The 17,444-nt window shown below is 49.2% G+C and carries 12 protein-coding genes; all 12 read left to right on the top strand.

What is annotated here, in order from left to right; translation table 11 throughout:
• A partial coding sequence (locus HMPREF3050_RS10100; protein ID WP_070774683.1) for a DUF2345 domain-containing protein occupies nt 1-971 on the top strand: 971 nt, incomplete at its 5' end.
• A gap of 251 nt (nt 972-1,222) precedes the next feature.
• Nucleotides 1,223-2,512: a DUF2931 family protein gene (locus HMPREF3050_RS10090; protein WP_070774682.1), complete on the top strand. Its 1,290-nt coding sequence runs from the start codon at nt 1,223-1,225 to the stop codon at nt 2,510-2,512.
• A 10-nt stretch (nt 2,513-2,522) separates the two neighbouring features.
• The gene (locus HMPREF3050_RS10085; protein ID WP_070774681.1) at nt 2,523-3,968 is read left to right on the top strand and encodes a phospholipase effector Tle1 domain-containing protein; all 1,446 of its coding nucleotides are present in this window, start codon (nt 2,523-2,525) and stop codon (nt 3,966-3,968) included.
• Nucleotides 3,969-4,038: 70 nt separating this feature from the next.
• Nucleotides 4,039-5,157 (top strand): hypothetical protein, encoded by a 1,119-nt coding sequence (locus HMPREF3050_RS10080; protein WP_070774680.1) that lies wholly within the window; start codon nt 4,039-4,041, stop codon nt 5,155-5,157.
• A 335-nt stretch (nt 5,158-5,492) separates the two neighbouring features.
• Nucleotides 5,493-6,947, top strand: a complete 1,455-nt coding sequence (gene mgtE, locus HMPREF3050_RS10075; protein WP_070774679.1) for a magnesium transporter — start codon at nt 5,493-5,495, stop codon at nt 6,945-6,947.
• Between the two features lie 1,431 nt (nt 6,948-8,378).
• The gene (gene prpB, locus HMPREF3050_RS10070; protein WP_003779818.1) at nt 8,379-9,254 is read left to right on the top strand and encodes a methylisocitrate lyase; all 876 of its coding nucleotides are present in this window, start codon (nt 8,379-8,381) and stop codon (nt 9,252-9,254) included.
• A gap of 80 nt (nt 9,255-9,334) precedes the next feature.
• Nucleotides 9,335-10,489, top strand: a complete 1,155-nt coding sequence (prpC, locus tag HMPREF3050_RS10065) for a bifunctional 2-methylcitrate synthase/citrate synthase (protein ID WP_070774678.1) — start codon at nt 9,335-9,337, stop codon at nt 10,487-10,489.
• 51 nt (nt 10,490-10,540) lie between these two features.
• Nucleotides 10,541-10,843, top strand: a complete 303-nt coding sequence (locus tag HMPREF3050_RS15040) for a hypothetical protein (protein ID WP_246830265.1) — start codon at nt 10,541-10,543, stop codon at nt 10,841-10,843.
• Nucleotides 10,830-11,741 (top strand): DMT family transporter, encoded by a 912-nt coding sequence (locus HMPREF3050_RS10055; protein ID WP_045073130.1) that lies wholly within the window; start codon nt 10,830-10,832, stop codon nt 11,739-11,741. The genes HMPREF3050_RS15040 and HMPREF3050_RS10055 overlap by 14 nt, the downstream gene beginning before the upstream one ends.
• A 91-nt stretch (nt 11,742-11,832) precedes the next feature.
• A complete protein-coding gene (gene acnD, locus HMPREF3050_RS10050) occupies nt 11,833-14,442 on the top strand; it encodes a Fe/S-dependent 2-methylisocitrate dehydratase AcnD (RefSeq protein ID WP_070774677.1) in 2,610 nt (869 codons plus the stop codon).
• A gap of 409 nt (nt 14,443-14,851) precedes the next feature.
• Nucleotides 14,852-16,021: a 2-methylaconitate cis-trans isomerase PrpF gene (gene prpF, locus HMPREF3050_RS10045; protein ID WP_070774676.1), complete on the top strand. Its 1,170-nt coding sequence runs from the start codon at nt 14,852-14,854 to the stop codon at nt 16,019-16,021.
• A 125-nt stretch (nt 16,022-16,146) separates the two neighbouring features.
• On the top strand, nt 16,147-17,358 hold the full coding sequence (locus HMPREF3050_RS10040) for an acetate kinase (protein ID WP_070774675.1): 1,212 nt from the start codon (nt 16,147-16,149) through the stop codon (nt 17,356-17,358).
• Nucleotides 17,359-17,444 lie beyond the last annotated feature (86 nt).

Below are 17,444 nucleotides of genomic sequence, written 5' to 3'. Positions count from 1 at the left end.
CCGACTACCAAAAATCCCAACTCAACCTCGGCCATATCGTTGATTCAAACCGCAACAAACGCGGAGAGAACGGCGAAGGCTTTGAACTCAGAACCGACGGCTGGGGTGCCGTACGGGCGGGCAATGGTATATTAATCAGTGCAGACGGTAAGAGTCCATCTGATAAAGTATTAAATATGCATGAGGCTATAAGTGTTCTAGAGGAAATGTTAGGATTAGCTCAAAGCTTGGATGAAGCTGCGCAAAGTGCACAAAATGAATTGGCAGAAATTAAGATACAAAGGGAGCAACTGGAAAATAGCCTTAAAGAATTAAAACAAGCAGGGATTATCCAATCCGCTCCAAATGGTATTGCTAGTGCAACTTCGAAAAGCCAAATTCATACAGCAAAAGAGTTTATTAATTTGGTTAGTGGACAAGATACAGGCATAACTTCAGGAAAAAATTTTACTGTTCATGCTGCAGATAGTCTTAATCTGTTTGCCCAAAATAGTGGAATGAAAATACAAGCGAATAAAGGTAAAGTGGCTATTCAGGCGCAAAATGGTGAATTGCAGATTAATGCTCGAAAAAATTCAGCCTTAACCAGTACAGAAGGTGAAATTACGATTGCCTCAGATAAAGGAATTTTATTAGTTAGTCAGGGGGCTTACATTCGAATTAAAAATGGGGAAGTTGAAATTGGTGGTCCAAAAATGTTGCGTTTTAGAGCTCCATTTCATGTGACAGCCAATCATTCCGAGGACTATCCTCTGGTGATCCCTAATCCAGGCAATGACGAAATGTTTGTATTAAAAGATGAACGTACAGGTATGCCTATCCCTAATTTTGCTTATAAAATTACTATGGCAAACGGTAAAATTTATCGAGGTGTAACCAATGAAAAAGGGGAGGCATTCAGGGTATATTCAGGGAGTAAACTGGAGGAGATGGTTTTTGAATCTGACGATGAAGAATCTAGAGAAATTTAAATGATATAGGGATATTGGATATGGGATATTTGGTATTAATGTTTCAGGTGTTGTGGGAGGAGGTCGGCAGATACATTTTTTTTCTGGTTGTTAATGCCTACTGTATCATTAGAATGTATCAAAACCGTCATTGGAAATATTGTGCAGTTGTTTTCATTCTGCTCAATGGCTGGGTAATTTACGGATACTGGGTTGATATCATTAATTCGTATCTTTATTGGAATCAATAAGATAGTAAAAAGGCCGTCTGAATGAAACACAGGAAAACAAATTTACTGTTAGGCATGGTAGCAGCGGGCTATCTGAGTATTGTATTGGCAAACATAGGATTAAACAGAATGATTGAAGGCAACGGCAATCCCGAACAGGGAAAAGGCATGGTTTGGGGTGTTAAGATGGCGGAGGCTATATTGGTTAACGCCACACCGGAAAATTCTTCATATTTGACGTTAGACGTAGAAGCAGTAGATGTATCCAATAAGTACAGTTCTGATTTTTATTTGCAGAACGGAACAGTATTGCGAAACTTCTTTGGTAAGGGATCTATATGGGGCAGAGGAGGGTATTTGGGAAGAACGGCAGAGTTTGATTTACTTCCCGAAAGGTTGACTTTTACCTATTCCTCCCAGTTTGAAAATAAATTTTATCAGCTGGACGAAGCTCTTCCTACAGACAAGATACGTCCTATGATGGCAAAAAGTTACAGGGTATTCAATAATACAGTAGAGGATACAGAAATTCCGCGATATGAATCTCCTGATAATTTTGAATTGGCAGTTGCGCCTGGAGGATGGGTTACGTTGAACCTTACCGATGTCTTTATCCGCAAGGAATTGATGTCCTGGCAGGCAAAAGAAATCATGCCTTCTGTGGAAGAGGCTGCCAAACATCACTTCAATGAAATATGGTATTACAAAGTCGCAGGTTTTCACAATCAGGAAGAACGGAAAGAATATTTAGACAGAGTCCGTAAAGAATACCCCAATTTCTACCACTCTTATATTGATGGGCCCAAAAAGGTTAGTGCGGAGTGGTACAAACAGATGCAAACGAAATATCCATGGAATTTGGAAGTTGAAGTGGATGGGGGAGAATGGAACGGCGAATACTATATGGAATTCGCCAATACAGAGCGCTGGACAGCCATAGGTAAGGAGAGAATCGAAGAAGAGAAGAATACAATGAAGGCAATTCCGACTTACATCAAGATATGGTTGATCGAAAAGGAAACGGGTAAGCGGTGGGGTATTAGATTGCATCCATTTAAGACTGAAGAACAAGAGCAGAATGATTATAAAATTATATACGACGATATTCGGCTGAACAGGCTGTATAGAATATTTCAACAGGCGTTTCCTGGAAGGACTCGAGTGCATAATATTAGTACACCATCAATGAATCAGTTTGCTACTTTGAAATTGAAATTCAATGATTATTTTGAGTTGATAGAAGCATATATTCAAAAAGATGGACAAAAAATTGCATTGCCAGATGCTAAGCTCCATCAACGTTACGAAATCAACAATAATGCGTATTATTAAGGAAAGTATCATGAGTAAGGGAAAAGTAACCAACGACGGAAAGGTCATCCAAAGTAGTAACAAGGTACAAGGTGAAGGTAAAACCAACGGTAAAACAGGATCTCAACGTGAAGTTTATGTTGACAGCTTTACCATCAATGTATTTTTTGACGGTACAAAAAATAATCTATACAACATTGAGCATAGGAAGAAAAATCCTCAAATGTATAAGGGCAAAGAAACAGAGGGCGCATATGAAAGCTATTTCAATGACCATTCCAATGTGTCGTATCTGTACCAAGCAAGAGAACAAAAAGCTAATATAGGCTGGGCGTATATAGAAGGGATAGGTACAGGGGCGGATGATATCAATGCGTTAGAACGCCGCAACAGATATTTGAAAATGAAGGGTAAACCGTTAGAAGAAAAAAAATATAATACAGATTCGACGATGGGATTTGCTTACGGCACTGGTTCAACCGGTATAACAAGACGCGTACAACAATCCTTTGAGAAAATTCAGACTATGGTCAGTTCTGATTTAGGTAATAGGATTCCAACTATTTTGGTGCTGAATGTATTTGGCTTTAGCAGAGGTGCCGCAGCTGCTAGGCATTTTGTACATAAAGTAAAGACACAACCCAGATCATTTATCGGTTGGAATCTGACAAGGGAAAGAATTATTGTTAATTTTGTTGGCTTATTCGATACTGTATCGTCATACTCAGCAGTAGGTTCCGTTAAGCCAGAGCTCACAGGAGCATTTGATGATGACGTAAAGGACTTACATCTCAATTTTGAACGCGATTACGCAAGCAAAGTTTTTCATTTGACAGCTGCAGACGAGTATCGTTTATATTTCTCGTTGACGAACATAAACAGTGCCATACGTCATGGTTTTGGAATGGAGGTTGCCATTAGTGGCGCACATGCCGATGTGGGCGGAAGCTATGCTTCTGCAGTGCAGAAATCTTTTCCTGTAAGAGAAAATGTTCCAGGTATGAAAAATTGGTTTCAAAATCAAGGGTTCTTTAAAGAAAATGATATTGATTGGTTAAAAAGTAGAACCTACCAAACTGAGATGGGGGCAATCGAAACTCCAGAGACGATGACTGCAACACGGAAACACATAATACCCAACGATTATGCACGCGTTGCATTCAAGATTATGCGTTTGGTCGTAGAAACACACTGCAGTGACAAGGTTATTGCATTTAACAGGAATTCGATAAAATATAGAGAGGCTTCCCACTTTCCGGAAATCATCGAGCTACTTAACAAATTGCCTTACGATATACAGAAGGTATCCAAAAATACCTGGGGAAAAAGCTACAATTTTGAACTGAGTCAGTATTACTCACCGGAACAGGTACGGAAAATCCGTTACAAGTATATTCATTGGTCTGCAAAAGATGAACTTGGATATGAACTGAGAACAAAAAATGGATTGCCATTTAGAAAAATACACGAAGGTTGATGCCTCGTGTAGTGCTGAGCTATCCAAAATCATCTTCAGACAGTATTGATAGATAGAGAAAGGATATAGTATGAAATGGAATATTCCCGATATTCCTGAAGCAGAAGAGGTTTTCAGACCTATATATAAATGGTATTGTTTGGTAGCTTTAACAATGTTATATATTCTAGTAGCCATATTGTTATGGTTTACAGAAGATTCTACATTGATACAGAAAGCCTTATATTTGTGCCTACCTTTGCTAATTGTTGGTATTTTCTTTCTTTCTATAAGAATACATAAACAATATCAAAAAGAAGCATGGGCAGAAGAAAAAAAGCATATTGAATCTAGATGGAAACAATGGGCAAATAAAAAAATTGCATTATTGAGGAATGGAATTTATTTACCACAAGAAATTTCAATAGATGGAATACTGAATGATACTGGGGAAACATTTCATAATGAGGTGTTTTACTTACCTGAAGATACTTTTAAGCGGGCAATATGGGAATGTTTAGAGTCATTGGATGAACTGTTACAGGGAACTTTGCTAACCAATATTCGGTTTTATATTGATAGTGATAATTATCAATATAAGAAGGATTGTTTTGATTGTTTAGAAAAAACAGCTAACTTATTTCAAAACATCATCAAAAATGATCTTTTGTGGGTTCAAGAAAATAATGGCAATATTATTGATGGCTGGATGGAAGATATGGCAGATGGCTTGCATGTGCTTATTTCACCTGCCATTAATAATTCTTCGAATGCAGAAGGTCATTTTACTGAGAATATTATATGGTTTATCTTTTCAAATGAAAAATCGGTTGAGGACAAAAAAATCCATATCAAAAATTATATTAGTAGAGGGCTTAACATTGATTCTACCAATAAGGCAGAAGTATCTTCAAATCTAGAAAAATTTCTTCGTTATAGCGATGTTGAAAATCGTACTATACAATATTGGATTGATAGCTATAGTTTTTTGACTTTAGAAAAATACGAACTATTACCTTATTTGTTTTCGTTGAAAACAAAAAATATAAAAAAATCGGTAGAGAAGTATTTGGGGAGTTCGCCCCTAAATATGAATTGGCTTTTAATTGCCTTGACGACCAAAAATTTACATTCCAAAAATGATATAGTTATCGTTATCTATGCAAATAACTCTGAACATGAAATAAATTTAAATATAATTTCTACATAAATATATTAGTCAACATATCAACTATGCGTTGATTTTGCTGAGTAATTATATTTTGTGGTTAGTTAGTTCAGTAAGTATAGGTTGAGTTAAAAAACTAATATGTACCAAGGTCGTCTGAAATTTATACATTTCAGACGACCTTTTCAGTTAAAAATAGTAAACCGCCTCGAAACGCGGTAAAATACGCTCCGTTTCCAACACGACGCCTGAATCAGCAGGCTTTTATTATGGACCTTCCCAGTTCGTTTTTACTGAACTTCCCTTCCGGTTTATCCCGAAATACACGATAACCATCCCGCCGAAATGCCCTCCCGCATCCGACGGGCGGAGCATTTATGAGCATCGAACAAACCCCTCCGAACCTTGAAAACGACGGTATCGAAAGCGACGTAGAGCGCGTTTCCGCCGATTTCGACCGTATCCACGCGCTGTGCGAAATCCTCTCGCCCGCCTTTCCGCAAATTGAGGAAGGCGTGCCGATTGAAGACGAGGCGTTGCGCGAGAAATTTACCGAGCTGACCGTCCTTTTGAACGAGCTGCACCCTGCCGACGTGGCGGCGGTGTTGGAATCGTTGCCGCCGCGCGAGCGTAATATCGTCTGGCTTCTGGTTACGCCTGAAGACGACGGCGAAGTGTTGCTGGAAGTCTCCGACGCGGTGCGCGAAACGCTGATCGAGTCGATGGACAAAGACGAGCTGTTGGCGGCAGTCGATGACTTGGACGCGGACGAACTGGCGGAGCTGGCGGGCGATTTGCCGCACCAAGTGGTCTATGAAGCCTTGCAGACGCGCGACGAGGAAGAGCGCGCCCAAGTCAAGGCGGCGATGTCGTATGAAGACAACCAAGTCGGCGCGATTATGGACTTCGAGTTAGTCAGCATCCGCGCCGACGTTACTTGTGAAGTGGTGCTGCGTTACCTGCGCCGTTTCGAGAGCCTGCCCGATCATACCGATAAGATTTTTGTGGTCGATGAAAACGACATCCTGCAAGGCGTGTTGCCCATCCGCAAACTTTTGGTCGCTGATCCCGAAGATTTGGTGGCGGACGTGATGGCAACCGAAGTCGTGCGCTTCCGTCCCGAAGACGACGTGGAAGAGGCGGCGCAGGCGTTCGAACGTTATGACTTGGTCACCGCGCCCGTGGTCGATGAAAACAAAAAGCTCATCGGCAGGATTACCATTGACGAGATGGTGGACGTTATCCGCGAAGAATCGGAAGCGGATATGTTGAACATGGCGGGTTTGCAGGAAGAGGAAGATTTGTTTGCACCCGTCTGGGATTCGGTGAAAAACCGCTGGATGTGGCTTGCCGTCAACCTCTGCACCGCCTTTCTCGCCAGCCGCGTTATCGGCGCGTTTGAAGGCAGTATCGAGAAAATCGTCGCCCTCGCCGCGCTGATGCCCATCGTTGCCGGCATCGGCGGCAATTCCGGCAACCAAACCATCACCATGATTGTCCGCGCGATGGCGATGGGGCAGTTGACGGGAATGCAGGCGGGACGTTTGTTGAAAAAAGAAGTCGGCGTCGCTCTGGTCAACGGCATCATCTGGGGAACGGTCATGGGCGTGGTGTCATGGCTGCTGTACGGCAGCATCGGCATCGGCTTGGTGATGGTCGCCGCAATGACGCTGAACCTCTTGCTTGCCGCTTCGGTCGGCGTACTCATCCCAGTCATCATGGATAAATTCGGACGCGACCCCGCCTTGGGCAGCTCGGTGCTGATTACGGCGGTAACGGATTCCGGCGGTTTTCTGATTTTCTTGGGGCTGGCAACGATGTTTTTGCTGTGAGGTCGTCTGAAAAGCGGACGGGAAAGATAAAAGGTCGTCTGAAACCATGTGATTACGGGTTTCATACGACCTTTTTAACTTTTATGGTGGATGAGCGTGAATTGAAAATAAACAAAAAACTTCCCCATTAATACAAAAAACTTCCTTGACAGGTAAATTCGGCGGGGTGGCGGGTAGAGCACTGCGATACCTGCCGCGGATCGTAGCGTGGGCTTTGCCCATGAAATCGATGGCTTGGTTTCCGAGTCGGGCGATAAATAGTATTGTTTTTTTCGTGGGCGAAGCCCACGCCACGGCTGGCTGGGACAAGGTCGTCTGAAATCGTGGAGTAACGTGAGTCTAAGAGGAGCAAAGAACTTTCTCACTGAATACCACAAAAAACTTCCTTGACAGGTAAATTCAACGGGCGACGGGTAGGGTGCGGCAATACCTGCCGCGGATCGTAGCGTGGGCTTTGCCCACGGGATTGATAGCTTGGTTTCCGAGTCGGGAGATATATGGCGTTTTTTTCGTGGGCGGAGCCCACGCTACGGCTGGGGCGAGGTCGTCTGAAATCATAGGGTTACGATTTTCAGACGACCTTTATATTTAAAATTACATATGACTACATTTTTAAATATTATAGTTTTAAATTTTAAATCATGATGTTATTTTAGTTCTGGTCGTCTGAAAAGGGAGTAAGTGGAAAATCGGGTAGTTTGGGCGGTGTGGATACCTATTTTCTTGTTTGAATAAAAATTCCTGATAAATGAATTAATTATATTTGTTTTTGAGATGGATTGTTTAAAAACGTTCTGATTGGTTGATAGCGATGTAGGCTTTTTCAGATAAGGATTTGGGGTGTTTTTAGGCGGGATTTTGGGTTTTGTTTCTGAAGTATTGTTCATTAATGATTGAATTTTTTAAAAATATTTTAGAAAAAGTGTTTGACAGCCTGAAAATTATTTTTTAAATTTGTCCATACTTATAAAAACTACATAGCACTACAAAGGAACCCTATCATGAATCTGTACCAAACCTCTCCGTCTTGTTATAGATCGTCTTCTATCTCTACCGCATCCGTCGTCGTCTGCTTTTGGGCAGTCGCGGCGGTCTGACGGCTCTTTGCCCGAATCGGGGTTTCCGCATTTCTGCGGACGGTTTGGGTTTTGAAAATTCTGTCTTTCCAGCTTTATTTCCTTTCCGAATTTAAAAATTATTAAAAATTTCATATACCCCCGCTTCAGCCGAATTGTTTGTATTGAATTTGTTAACTAATTGTTTTTATTGATTTTGATTTTTTAGATGACCTGATGGGTTTGGGTTTTGAAAGGTCGTCTGAAAACGGTTTTGAAACCATTGTTTCTTTTTGAACGGTTCGTTTCAGGTTTTGCGGAAACCGGACCGCTGAGTCGATACTGAAAAAAATCTAATCTACAAAGGAGAAATATCATGAGCCAACTTTCTGCCGGCACCCGTTTCCGCCAAGCTGTGAAGGAGTCGAATCCCCTTGCCGTGGTCGGCTGTGTGAACGCTTATTTTGCGCGGCTGGCGACGCAGAGCGGGTTTAAGGCGGTGTATCTGTCGGGCGGCGGCGTGGCGGCCTGTTCGTGCGGGATTCCGGATTTGGGCATCACCACGATGGAAGATGTGCTGATTGATGCGCGGCGGATTACGGACAATGTGGATACGCCTTTGCTGGTGGACATTGATGTCGGCTGGGGTGGGGCGTTCAATATCGCGCGCACGATTCGCAACTTCGAGCGTGCGGGCGTGGCGGCGGTGCATATCGAAGATCAGGTGGCGCAGAAGCGTTGCGGCCATCGTCCGAACAAAGCCATTGTTTCTAAAGATGAAATGGTTGACCGCATTAAAGCCGCCGTGGATGCGCGCGTGGATGAGAATTTTGTGATTATGGCGCGGACGGACGCGCTGGCGGTGGAAGGTTTGGATGCCGCCATCGAGCGTGCACAGGCTTGCGTGGAAGCGGGCGCGGACATGATTTTCCCCGAAGCGATGACGGATTTGGCGATGTACCGGCAATTTGCGGATGCGGTAAAAGTACCCGTGTTGGCAAACATTACCGAATTCGGCGCGACGCCGCTTTATACGCAGCGCGAGCTGGCGGACAACGGCGTGTCGCTGGTGCTGTATCCGCTCTCGTCGTTCCGCGCTGCGAGCAAGGCCGCGCTGAATGTTTATGAGGCGATTATGCGCGACGGCACGCAGGCGGCGGTGGTCGATACCATGCAGACCCGCGCCGAGCTTTACGAGCATTTGAATTATCACGACTTCGAGCAGAAGCTGGATAAATTGTTTCAGAAGTAAAAACCGTTTTCAGACGACCCCCAACCTTGAATAGGTCGTCTGAAAACCCAAAACCCATAAAAACACAAAGGAGAAATACCATGACTGCAACCCCCGAAACCCCGACCTTCAAACCGAAAAAATCCGTTGCCCTCTCCGGCGTGGCGGCGGGCAATACTGCGCTGTGTACCGTCGGCCGCACCGGCAACGATTTGAGCTACCGCGGTTACGACATCCTTGATTTGGCGCAGAAATGCGAGTTTGAAGAAGTCGCCTACCTGTTGATTCACGGCCACCTGCCCAACAAATTTGAACTCGCCGCCTACAAAGCCAAGCTCAAATCCATGCGCGGCCTGCCTATCCGCGTGATTAAAGTGTTGGAAAGCCTGCCTGCGCACACGCATCCGATGGACGTCATGCGTACCGGCGTGTCCATGCTCGGCTGCGTTCATCCCGAACGCGAAAGCCACCCCGAAAGCGAAGCGCGCGACATTGCGGACAAACTCATCGCCAGCCTCGGCAGCATCCTGCTCTACTGGTATCAATATTCGCACAACGGCAAACGCATCGACGTCGAAAGCAAAGAAGACACCATCGGCGGCCACTTCCTGCACCTGTTGCACGGCAAACGCCCGACCGAATCGCAGATTAAAGCCATGCACGTTTCGCTGATTCTGTATGCGGAACACGAGTTCAACGCCTCCACCTTCACCGCCCGCGTGATTGCCGGTACGGGGTCGGACATGTATTCCTGCATCACCGGCGCCATCGGTGCGCTCAAAGGTCCGAAACACGGCGGCGCGAACGAAGTCGCCTACGACATCCAAAAACGCTACCGCAACGCCGACGAAGCCGAAGCCGACATCCGCGAACGCATCGCCCGCAAAGAAATCGTTATCGGGTTCGGCCATCCGGTTTACACCATTTCCGACCCGCGCAACGTCGTGATTAAAGAAGTGGCGCGCGGTTTGAGTCGGGAAGCGGGCGACATGCGCCTCTTCGACATCGCTGAACGCTTGGAGAGCGTGATGTGGGAAGAGAAAAAAATGTTCCCGAACTTGGACTGGTTCTCCGCCGTGTCCTACCAAAAACTCGGCGTACCGACCGCCATGTTCACGCCGCTGTTCGTGATTTCGCGCTCCACCGGCTGGGCGGCACACGTCCTCGAACAGCGCAAAGACGGCAAAATCATCCGTCCGAGCGCGAACTACACCGGCCCTGAAGACTTGGCGTTTGTGGAGATTGAAGAACGCTGAGACGGACCACAACCGTAGGAGGCGCCAATCGGATTTCAGACGACGTGTAGCGTGGGCTTTGCCCGCGGAAAACCGAACCCCCCCCTACGGTTCCGCTTTTCAGACGGCCTGTTGAAATATGCGAGAGAGAGAGAAGGTCGTCTGAAAAACCAGCCGCAACGTCTGCCGTCATTCCCGCCCCCGCCTAAGCGAGGACAGGCCGCAGCGGGAATGACGGAGGCAGCGCGGCAACTTTCTGAAATAAAGGCGTTTGATTATCAAGAGGTAAATAAAGATTTTGGAGGGATTTTCTTTTCGAAAAACAATAATGTAACTATGTGGAAAGTATTATGGAGTAAATATGAAGCTGCCTGATTTACTGATGGGAATATTTTTGGCAGTTTCTGCAGCCCTTCTGAATGCAACTATCGGTATATTCAGTAAGGTATTAATGGAGCAGGGCTTGTCTGTTCAGCATATTGCATTTTTGAAAACTTTGACAGGTTTTGTGTTTATCAGCATTTTGCTTTGCCGTACCGGTTTTACCAGACAGATTGCGGATATTTCAAAAAAGAAAGAGGCAATCTTGCCGTTGCTGTTAAAAGTAGCAATTTGTGCTTTTTTCGGAATTTACACTTTGTTTTTCTTTGAAACCACCGCTTATCAATACGGTAATGCTGCGAATGTAGTAGTTGTATTAATGGCATCGGCTGCTGTATCTGCCTTGATATTGGACAGCATACTATTAGACGAACGTATTTATATTTCTTCAGTCGTCGGTGTGGGTTTGGCAGTATCGGGGATCGCGGTGATTTCTTGGACTGGAGAAGGAAATTTAGGGTTGATTCTGAATGCCGCACTGGCGGGCTCGGGTTACGGTTGTTTTTCCGTTTTGATTAAAAAATTCGGCTTAAACGGCGGTATTTATTTGACACGGATCTTGATGTTTTTTGGAAGTATTTTTTTGTTTATCCCTTCATTGGAAGGTATTGAGGATATACATTGGCAATGGTCTTTGATTCCGCCACTCTTGGCACTGTCTTTATTGCCGACGATTTTAGGATTTTATTGTACAACTAAAGCATTGGATTATTTGAGTGCCGCGAAGGTGCAGGTAACTGAATTGGCCGAGCCATTATTTGCCGCCGTACTGGCTTGGATGTTTTTGAATGAAATACCGGAAGGACGCTTCTTTGTCGGCGCTATTCTGATTATTGCCGGTATTGTGTCTATCAATGGATTGTATAGACCATTGTTGAAGCGAGTTGAATAGTTTTTATTTCCCAAGATTTCAGACGACCCCTTCAAAAACGTCGTCTGAAACCCCAAACCACAAGAAAAATAGATCCACAGGAGAACTGAACATGGCTGCCAACCAACGTTACCGCAAACCGCTGCCCGGTACGGATTTGGAATACTACGACGCGCGCGCGGCGTGTGAGGACATTCAAGCCGGCTCTTACGACAAGCTGCCTTACACCAGCCGCATTTTGGCGGAGAACTTGGTCAACCGCGCGGACAAAGTCGATTTGCCGACGCTGCAAAGCTGGCTGGGCCAGTTGATAGAAGGCAAGCAGGAAATCGATTTTCCGTGGTATCCCGCGCGGGTGGTGTGCCATGATATTCTGGGGCAGACCGCGCTGGTGGATTTGGCGGGTTTGCGCGATGCGATCGCAGAGAAGGGCGGCGATCCTGCCAAAGTGAATCCGGTGGTGCAGACGCAGCTTATCGTCGACCACTCGCTGGCGGTGGAATGCGGCGGCTACGACCCCGATGCGTTCCGCAAAAACCGTGAAATCGAAGACCGGCGCAACGAAGACCGTTTCCACTTTATCAACTGGACGAAAACCGCTTTTGAAAATGTGGACGTGATTCCGGCGGGCAACGGCATCATGCACCAAATCAATCTGGAAAAAATGTCGCCCGTCGTCCAAGTCAAAAACGGCGTGGCGTTTCCCGATACCTGCGTCGGCACGGATTCGCACACACCGCACGTTGACGCGCTGGGCGTGATTTCCGTGGGCGTAGGCGGTTTGGAAGCGGAAACCGTGATGTTGGGGCGCGCGTCCATGATGCGCCTGCCCGATATTGTCGGCGTGGAGCTGACGGGCAAACGGCAGGCGGGGATTACGGCGACGGATATTGTGTTGGCGCTGACCGAGTTTCTGCGTAAAGAGCGCGTGGTTGGGGCGTTTGTCGAATTTTTCGGCGAGGGCGCAAGAAGCCTGTCCATCGGCGACCGCGCGACCATTTCCAACATGACGCCGGAGTTCGGCGCGACTGCCGCTATGTTCGCCATCGACGAGCAAACCATTGGTTATTTGAAACTGACCGGACGCGACGACGCGCAGGTGAAATTGGTGGAAACCTACGCCAAAACCGCCGGACTGTGGGCGGACGACCTGAAAACCGCCGTTTATCCGCGCGTGTTGAAGTTTGATTTGAGCAGCGTAACGCGCAACATGGCAGGCCCGAGCAACCCGCACGCGCGTTTTGCCACCGTCGATTTGGCAGCGAAAGGGCTGGCGAAGCCCTACGAAGAGCCTTCAGACGGCCTCATGCCCGACGGCGCGGTCATCATCGCCGCGATTACCAGTTGCACCAACACCTCCAACCCGCGCAACGTCGTTGCCGCCGCACTCTTGGCGCGCAACGCCAACCGTTTCGGGCTGAAACGCAAACCGTGGGTCAAAACCTCGTTCGCCCCCGGCTCGAAAGTGGCGGAAATCTATTTGAAAGAAGCAGGCCTGCTGCCCGAAATGGAAAAACTCGGCTTCGGCATCGTCGCCTTCGCCTGCACCACCTGCAACGGCATGAGCGGCGCGCTCGACCCGAAAATCCAGCAGGAAATCATAGACCGCGATTTGTACGCCACCGCCGTACTGTCGGGCAACCGCAACTTCGACGGCCGCATCCACCCGTATGCGAAACAGGCGTTTTTAGCCAGCCCGCCGCTGGTGGTGGCCTACGCCGTCGCAGGCAGCATCCGTTTCGATATTGAAAACGACGTACTCGGCGTTTCAGACGACGGCAAGGAAATCCGCCTGAAAGACATCTGGCCGACCGACGAAGAAATCGATGCCGTCGTTGCCGAATATGTGAAACCGCAGCAGTTCCGCGACGTGTATGTACCGATGTTCGACACCGGCAAAGCGCAGAAAGCCCCGAGTCCGCTGTACGACTGGCGTCCGATGTCCACATACATCCGCCGTCCGCCCTATTGGGAAGGCGCGCTGGCGGGCGAACGCAGCCTGACGGGAATGCGCCCCCTGGCGATTCTGCCCGACAACATCACCACCGACCACATTTCGCCGTCCAACGCGATTCTGGCGGCGAGTGCGGCGGGCGAATATCTGGCGAAAATGGGTTTGCCCGAAGAAGACTTTAATTCCTACGCCACCCACCGCGGCGACCACCTCACCGCCCAACGCGCCACCTTCGCCAATCCCAAATTGTTTAACGAAATGGTAAAAAACGAAGACGGCAGCGTGCGCCAAGGCTCGCTCGCCCGCGTCGAACCCGAAGGCGAAACCATGCGCATGTGGGAAGCCATCGAAACCTATATGAACCGCAAACAGCCGCTCATCATCATCGCCGGCGCGGACTACGGACAAGGCTCCAGCCGCGACTGGGCGGCGAAAGGCGTGCGGCTGGCGGGCGTGGAAGCCATCGCCACCGAAGGCTTCGAGCGCATCCACCGCACCAACCTCATCGGTATGGGCGTCTTGCCGCTGCAATTCAAACCCGGCACCAACCGCCACACCCTGCAACTGGACGGCACAGAAACCTACGACGTAGTCGGCGAACGCAAACCGCGCGGCGACCTGACCCTCGTTATCCACCGCAAAAACGGCGAGACCGTCGAAGTCCCCGTTACCTGCCGCCTCGATACCGCAGAGGAAGTGCTGGTGTACGAAGCCGGCGGCGTGCTGCAACGGTTTGCACAGGATTTTTTGGAAGGGAACGCGGCGTAGAGGTCGTCTGAAAAGTAGACGTAGCGTGGGTCGGGTTCAACATTTTGCTCATTCACGTAATTCCCGATATGGCAGGCATCTATTGTAAATCGTCATTCCCGCGCAGGCGGGAATCCAGAACGTGGAATTGAGGAAACCTTTTTATCCGATGAGTTTCTGTGCGGATAAGTCTGGATTCCCGCCTGCGCGGGAATGACGGAGTTTAATAATCTGCTGTATCACAACACAGCAGCCATAGATTGGGGCGAACCCCGACATTTTGCGGAAGCAAACGGCTTTGTCGGAGTGGCAGCCTAATGTACTTCTGGAAAGTGGGTGTAGCGTGGGCTTTGCCCACGAAATAAAGGCTAAATTGATACGGTAAAAAAAATCGTGGGCAGAGCCCACGCTACATAAGGAGAACCCAAAAATGCCGCAAATCAAAATCCCCGCCGTTTACTACCGCGGCGGTACATCAAAAGGCGTGTTTTTCAAACGCTCCGACCTGCCCGAAGCGGCGCGGGAAGCGGGCAGCGCGCGCGACAAAATCCTGTTGCGCGTACTCGGCAGCCCCGACCCCTACGGCAAGCAGATAGACGGTTTGGGCAACGCCAGCTCGTCCACCAGCAAGTCGGTGATTTTGGACAAGTCCGAACGCGCCGACCACGACGTCGATTACCTCTTCGGGCAAGTTTCCATCGACAAGCCTTTCGTCGATTGGAGCGGAAACTGCGGCAACCTTACCGCCGCCGTGGGCGCGTTCGCCATCGAACAGGGTTTGGTCGACAAAGGCAAAATCCCTTCAGACGGCATCTGCACGGTCAAAATCTGGCAGAAAAACATCGGTAAAACCATCATCGCCCATGTTCCGATGCAAAACGGCGCAGTCTTGGAAACGGGCGATTTCGAGCTGGACGGTGTTACCTTTCCCGCCGCCGAAGTGCAAATCGAATTTCTCGACCCCGCAGACGGCGAAGGCAGTATGTTTCCGACCGGCAATCTGGTGGACGAGTTGGATGTTCCGGACATAGGTCGTCTGAAAGCCACGCTCATCAACGCGGGCATTCCGACCGTTTTCCTGAACGCCGCCGACTTGGGCTACACGGGCAAAGAGTTGCAGGACGACATCAACAACGATGCCGCCGCGCTGGAAAAATTCGAGAAAATCCGCGCTTACGGTGCGCTAAAAATGGGCCTGATTAACGACGTGTCCGAAGCCGCAGCCCGCGCGCACACGCCGAAAGTCGCCTTCGTCGCGCCCGCCGCCGATTACACCGCCTCCAGCGGCAAAACCGTGAACGCCGCCGACATCGATTTGCTGGTACGCGCCCTGAGCATGGGCAAACTGCACCATGCCATGATGGGCACCGCCTCGGTCGCCATCGCTGCTGCTGCTGCCGTACCCGGTACGCTGGTCAACCTCGCCGCAGGCGGCGGAACGCGCAACGAAGTGCGCTTCGGCCATCCTTCCGGCACATTGCGCGTCGGCGCGGCGGCAGAATGTTCGGACGGCATCTGGGCAGTGAAAAAAGCCGTCATGAGCCGCAGCGCGCGCGTGATTATGGAAGGGCGGGTCAGGGTGCCTGAGGATTGTTTTTAAATCGACGTAGCGTGGGTTTACCCGCAAAACCCAAAGAGGTCGTCTGAAACACACCCCGCCCAACGCCCATCCTTTTTCAGACGACCCCACCAAAAAAACAACCACAAAATACAAGGAGAAACATCATGTCCGACCAACTCATCCTCGTCCTGAACTGCGGCAGTTCCTCGCTCAAAGGCGCCGTTATCGACCGCAAAAGCGGCAGCGTCGTCCTAAGCTGCCTCGGCGAACGTTTGGGTACGCCCGAAGCCGTCATCACCTTCAACAAAGACGGCAACAAACGCCAAGCTCCCCTGACCGGCCGCAACTGCCACGCCGGTGCAGTGGGTATGTTGTTGAACGAACTGGAAAAACACGGCCTGCACGACCGCATCAAAGCCATCGGCCACCGCATCGCCCACGGCGGCGAAAAATATCACGAGTCCGTCCTCATCGACCAAGACGTCCTCGACGAACTGAAAGCCTGCATCCCGCTCGCCCCGCTGCACAACCCCGCCAACATCAGCGGCATCCTCGCCGCGCAGGAACACTTCCCCGGCCTGCCTAACGTCGGCGTGATGGACACCTCGTTCCACCAAACCATGCCCGAACGCGCCTACACCTACGCCGTGCCGCGCGAATTGCGCAAAAAATACGCCTTCCGCCGCTACGGCTTCCACGGCACCAGCATGCGCTACGTCGCCCCCGAAGCCGCGCGGATTCTGGGCAAACCGCTGGAAGACCTGCGCATGATCGTCGCCCACCTCGGCAACGGCGCGTCCATCACCGCCATCCGAAACGGCAAATCCGTCGATACCAGCATGGGCTTCACCCCCATCGAAGGCCTCGTCATGGGCACCCGCTGTGGCGACATCGACCCCGGCGTGTACAGCTACCTGACCGCCCATGCCGGCATGAACATCGAGCAAGTCGATGAAATGCTGAACAAAAAATCAGGATTGCTCGGCATCTCCGAACTCTCCAACGACTGCCGCGCCCTCGAAATCGCCGCCGACGAAGGCCACGAAGGCGCACGCCTCGCCCTCGAAGTCATGACCTACCGCCTCGCCAAATACATCGCCTCGATGTCGGTCGCCTGCGGCGGCATAGACGCCCTCGTCTTCACCGGCGGCATCGGCGAAAACTCCCGCAACATCCGCGCCAAAACCGTCGCCTACCTCGACTATTTGGGTCTGCACATCGACACCAAAGCCAATATGGAAAAACGCTACGGCAACTCAGGCATCATCAGCCCGACAGGTTCCACGCCCGCCGTTTTGGTCGTGCCGACCAACGAAGAACTGATGATCGCCCTCGACACCGCCGCACTGGCAGGCTTTTTTCAAGAAGCAGGCTAGGGTTTGAGGCAGAGCGTTTTTGAAAGAGAAAAGAGGTCGTCTGAAAGATGGGTTTCAGACGACCTCTTTGCCGTATCAGCAATCCT

This window comes from Neisseria sp. HMSC065D04, from assembly GCF_001815675.1.
Classification (GTDB): Bacteria; Pseudomonadota; Gammaproteobacteria; order Burkholderiales; family Neisseriaceae; genus Neisseria.
This window is presented reverse-complemented; position numbering and strand designations above follow the sequence as displayed.

Coding starts and splice junctions, on each gene's coding strand:
- mgtE (WP_070774679.1), top strand. CDS start 5,493: ATGAGCATCGAACAAACCCCTCCGAACCTTGAAAACGACGGTATCGAA.
- acnD (WP_070774677.1), top strand. CDS start 11,833: ATGGCTGCCAACCAACGTTACCGCAAACCGCTGCCCGGTACGGATTTG.
- HMPREF3050_RS10055 (WP_045073130.1), top strand. CDS start 10,830: ATGAAGCTGCCTGATTTACTGATGGGAATATTTTTGGCAGTTTCTGCA.
- prpB (WP_003779818.1), top strand. CDS start 8,379: ATGAGCCAACTTTCTGCCGGCACCCGTTTCCGCCAAGCTGTGAAGGAG.
- HMPREF3050_RS10090 (WP_070774682.1), top strand. CDS start 1,223: ATGAAACACAGGAAAACAAATTTACTGTTAGGCATGGTAGCAGCGGGC.
- HMPREF3050_RS10080 (WP_070774680.1), top strand. CDS start 4,039: ATGAAATGGAATATTCCCGATATTCCTGAAGCAGAAGAGGTTTTCAGA.
- HMPREF3050_RS10085 (WP_070774681.1), top strand. CDS start 2,523: ATGAGTAAGGGAAAAGTAACCAACGACGGAAAGGTCATCCAAAGTAGT.
- HMPREF3050_RS10040 (WP_070774675.1), top strand. CDS start 16,147: ATGTCCGACCAACTCATCCTCGTCCTGAACTGCGGCAGTTCCTCGCTC.
- prpC (WP_070774678.1), top strand. CDS start 9,335: ATGACTGCAACCCCCGAAACCCCGACCTTCAAACCGAAAAAATCCGTT.
- prpF (WP_070774676.1), top strand. CDS start 14,852: ATGCCGCAAATCAAAATCCCCGCCGTTTACTACCGCGGCGGTACATCA.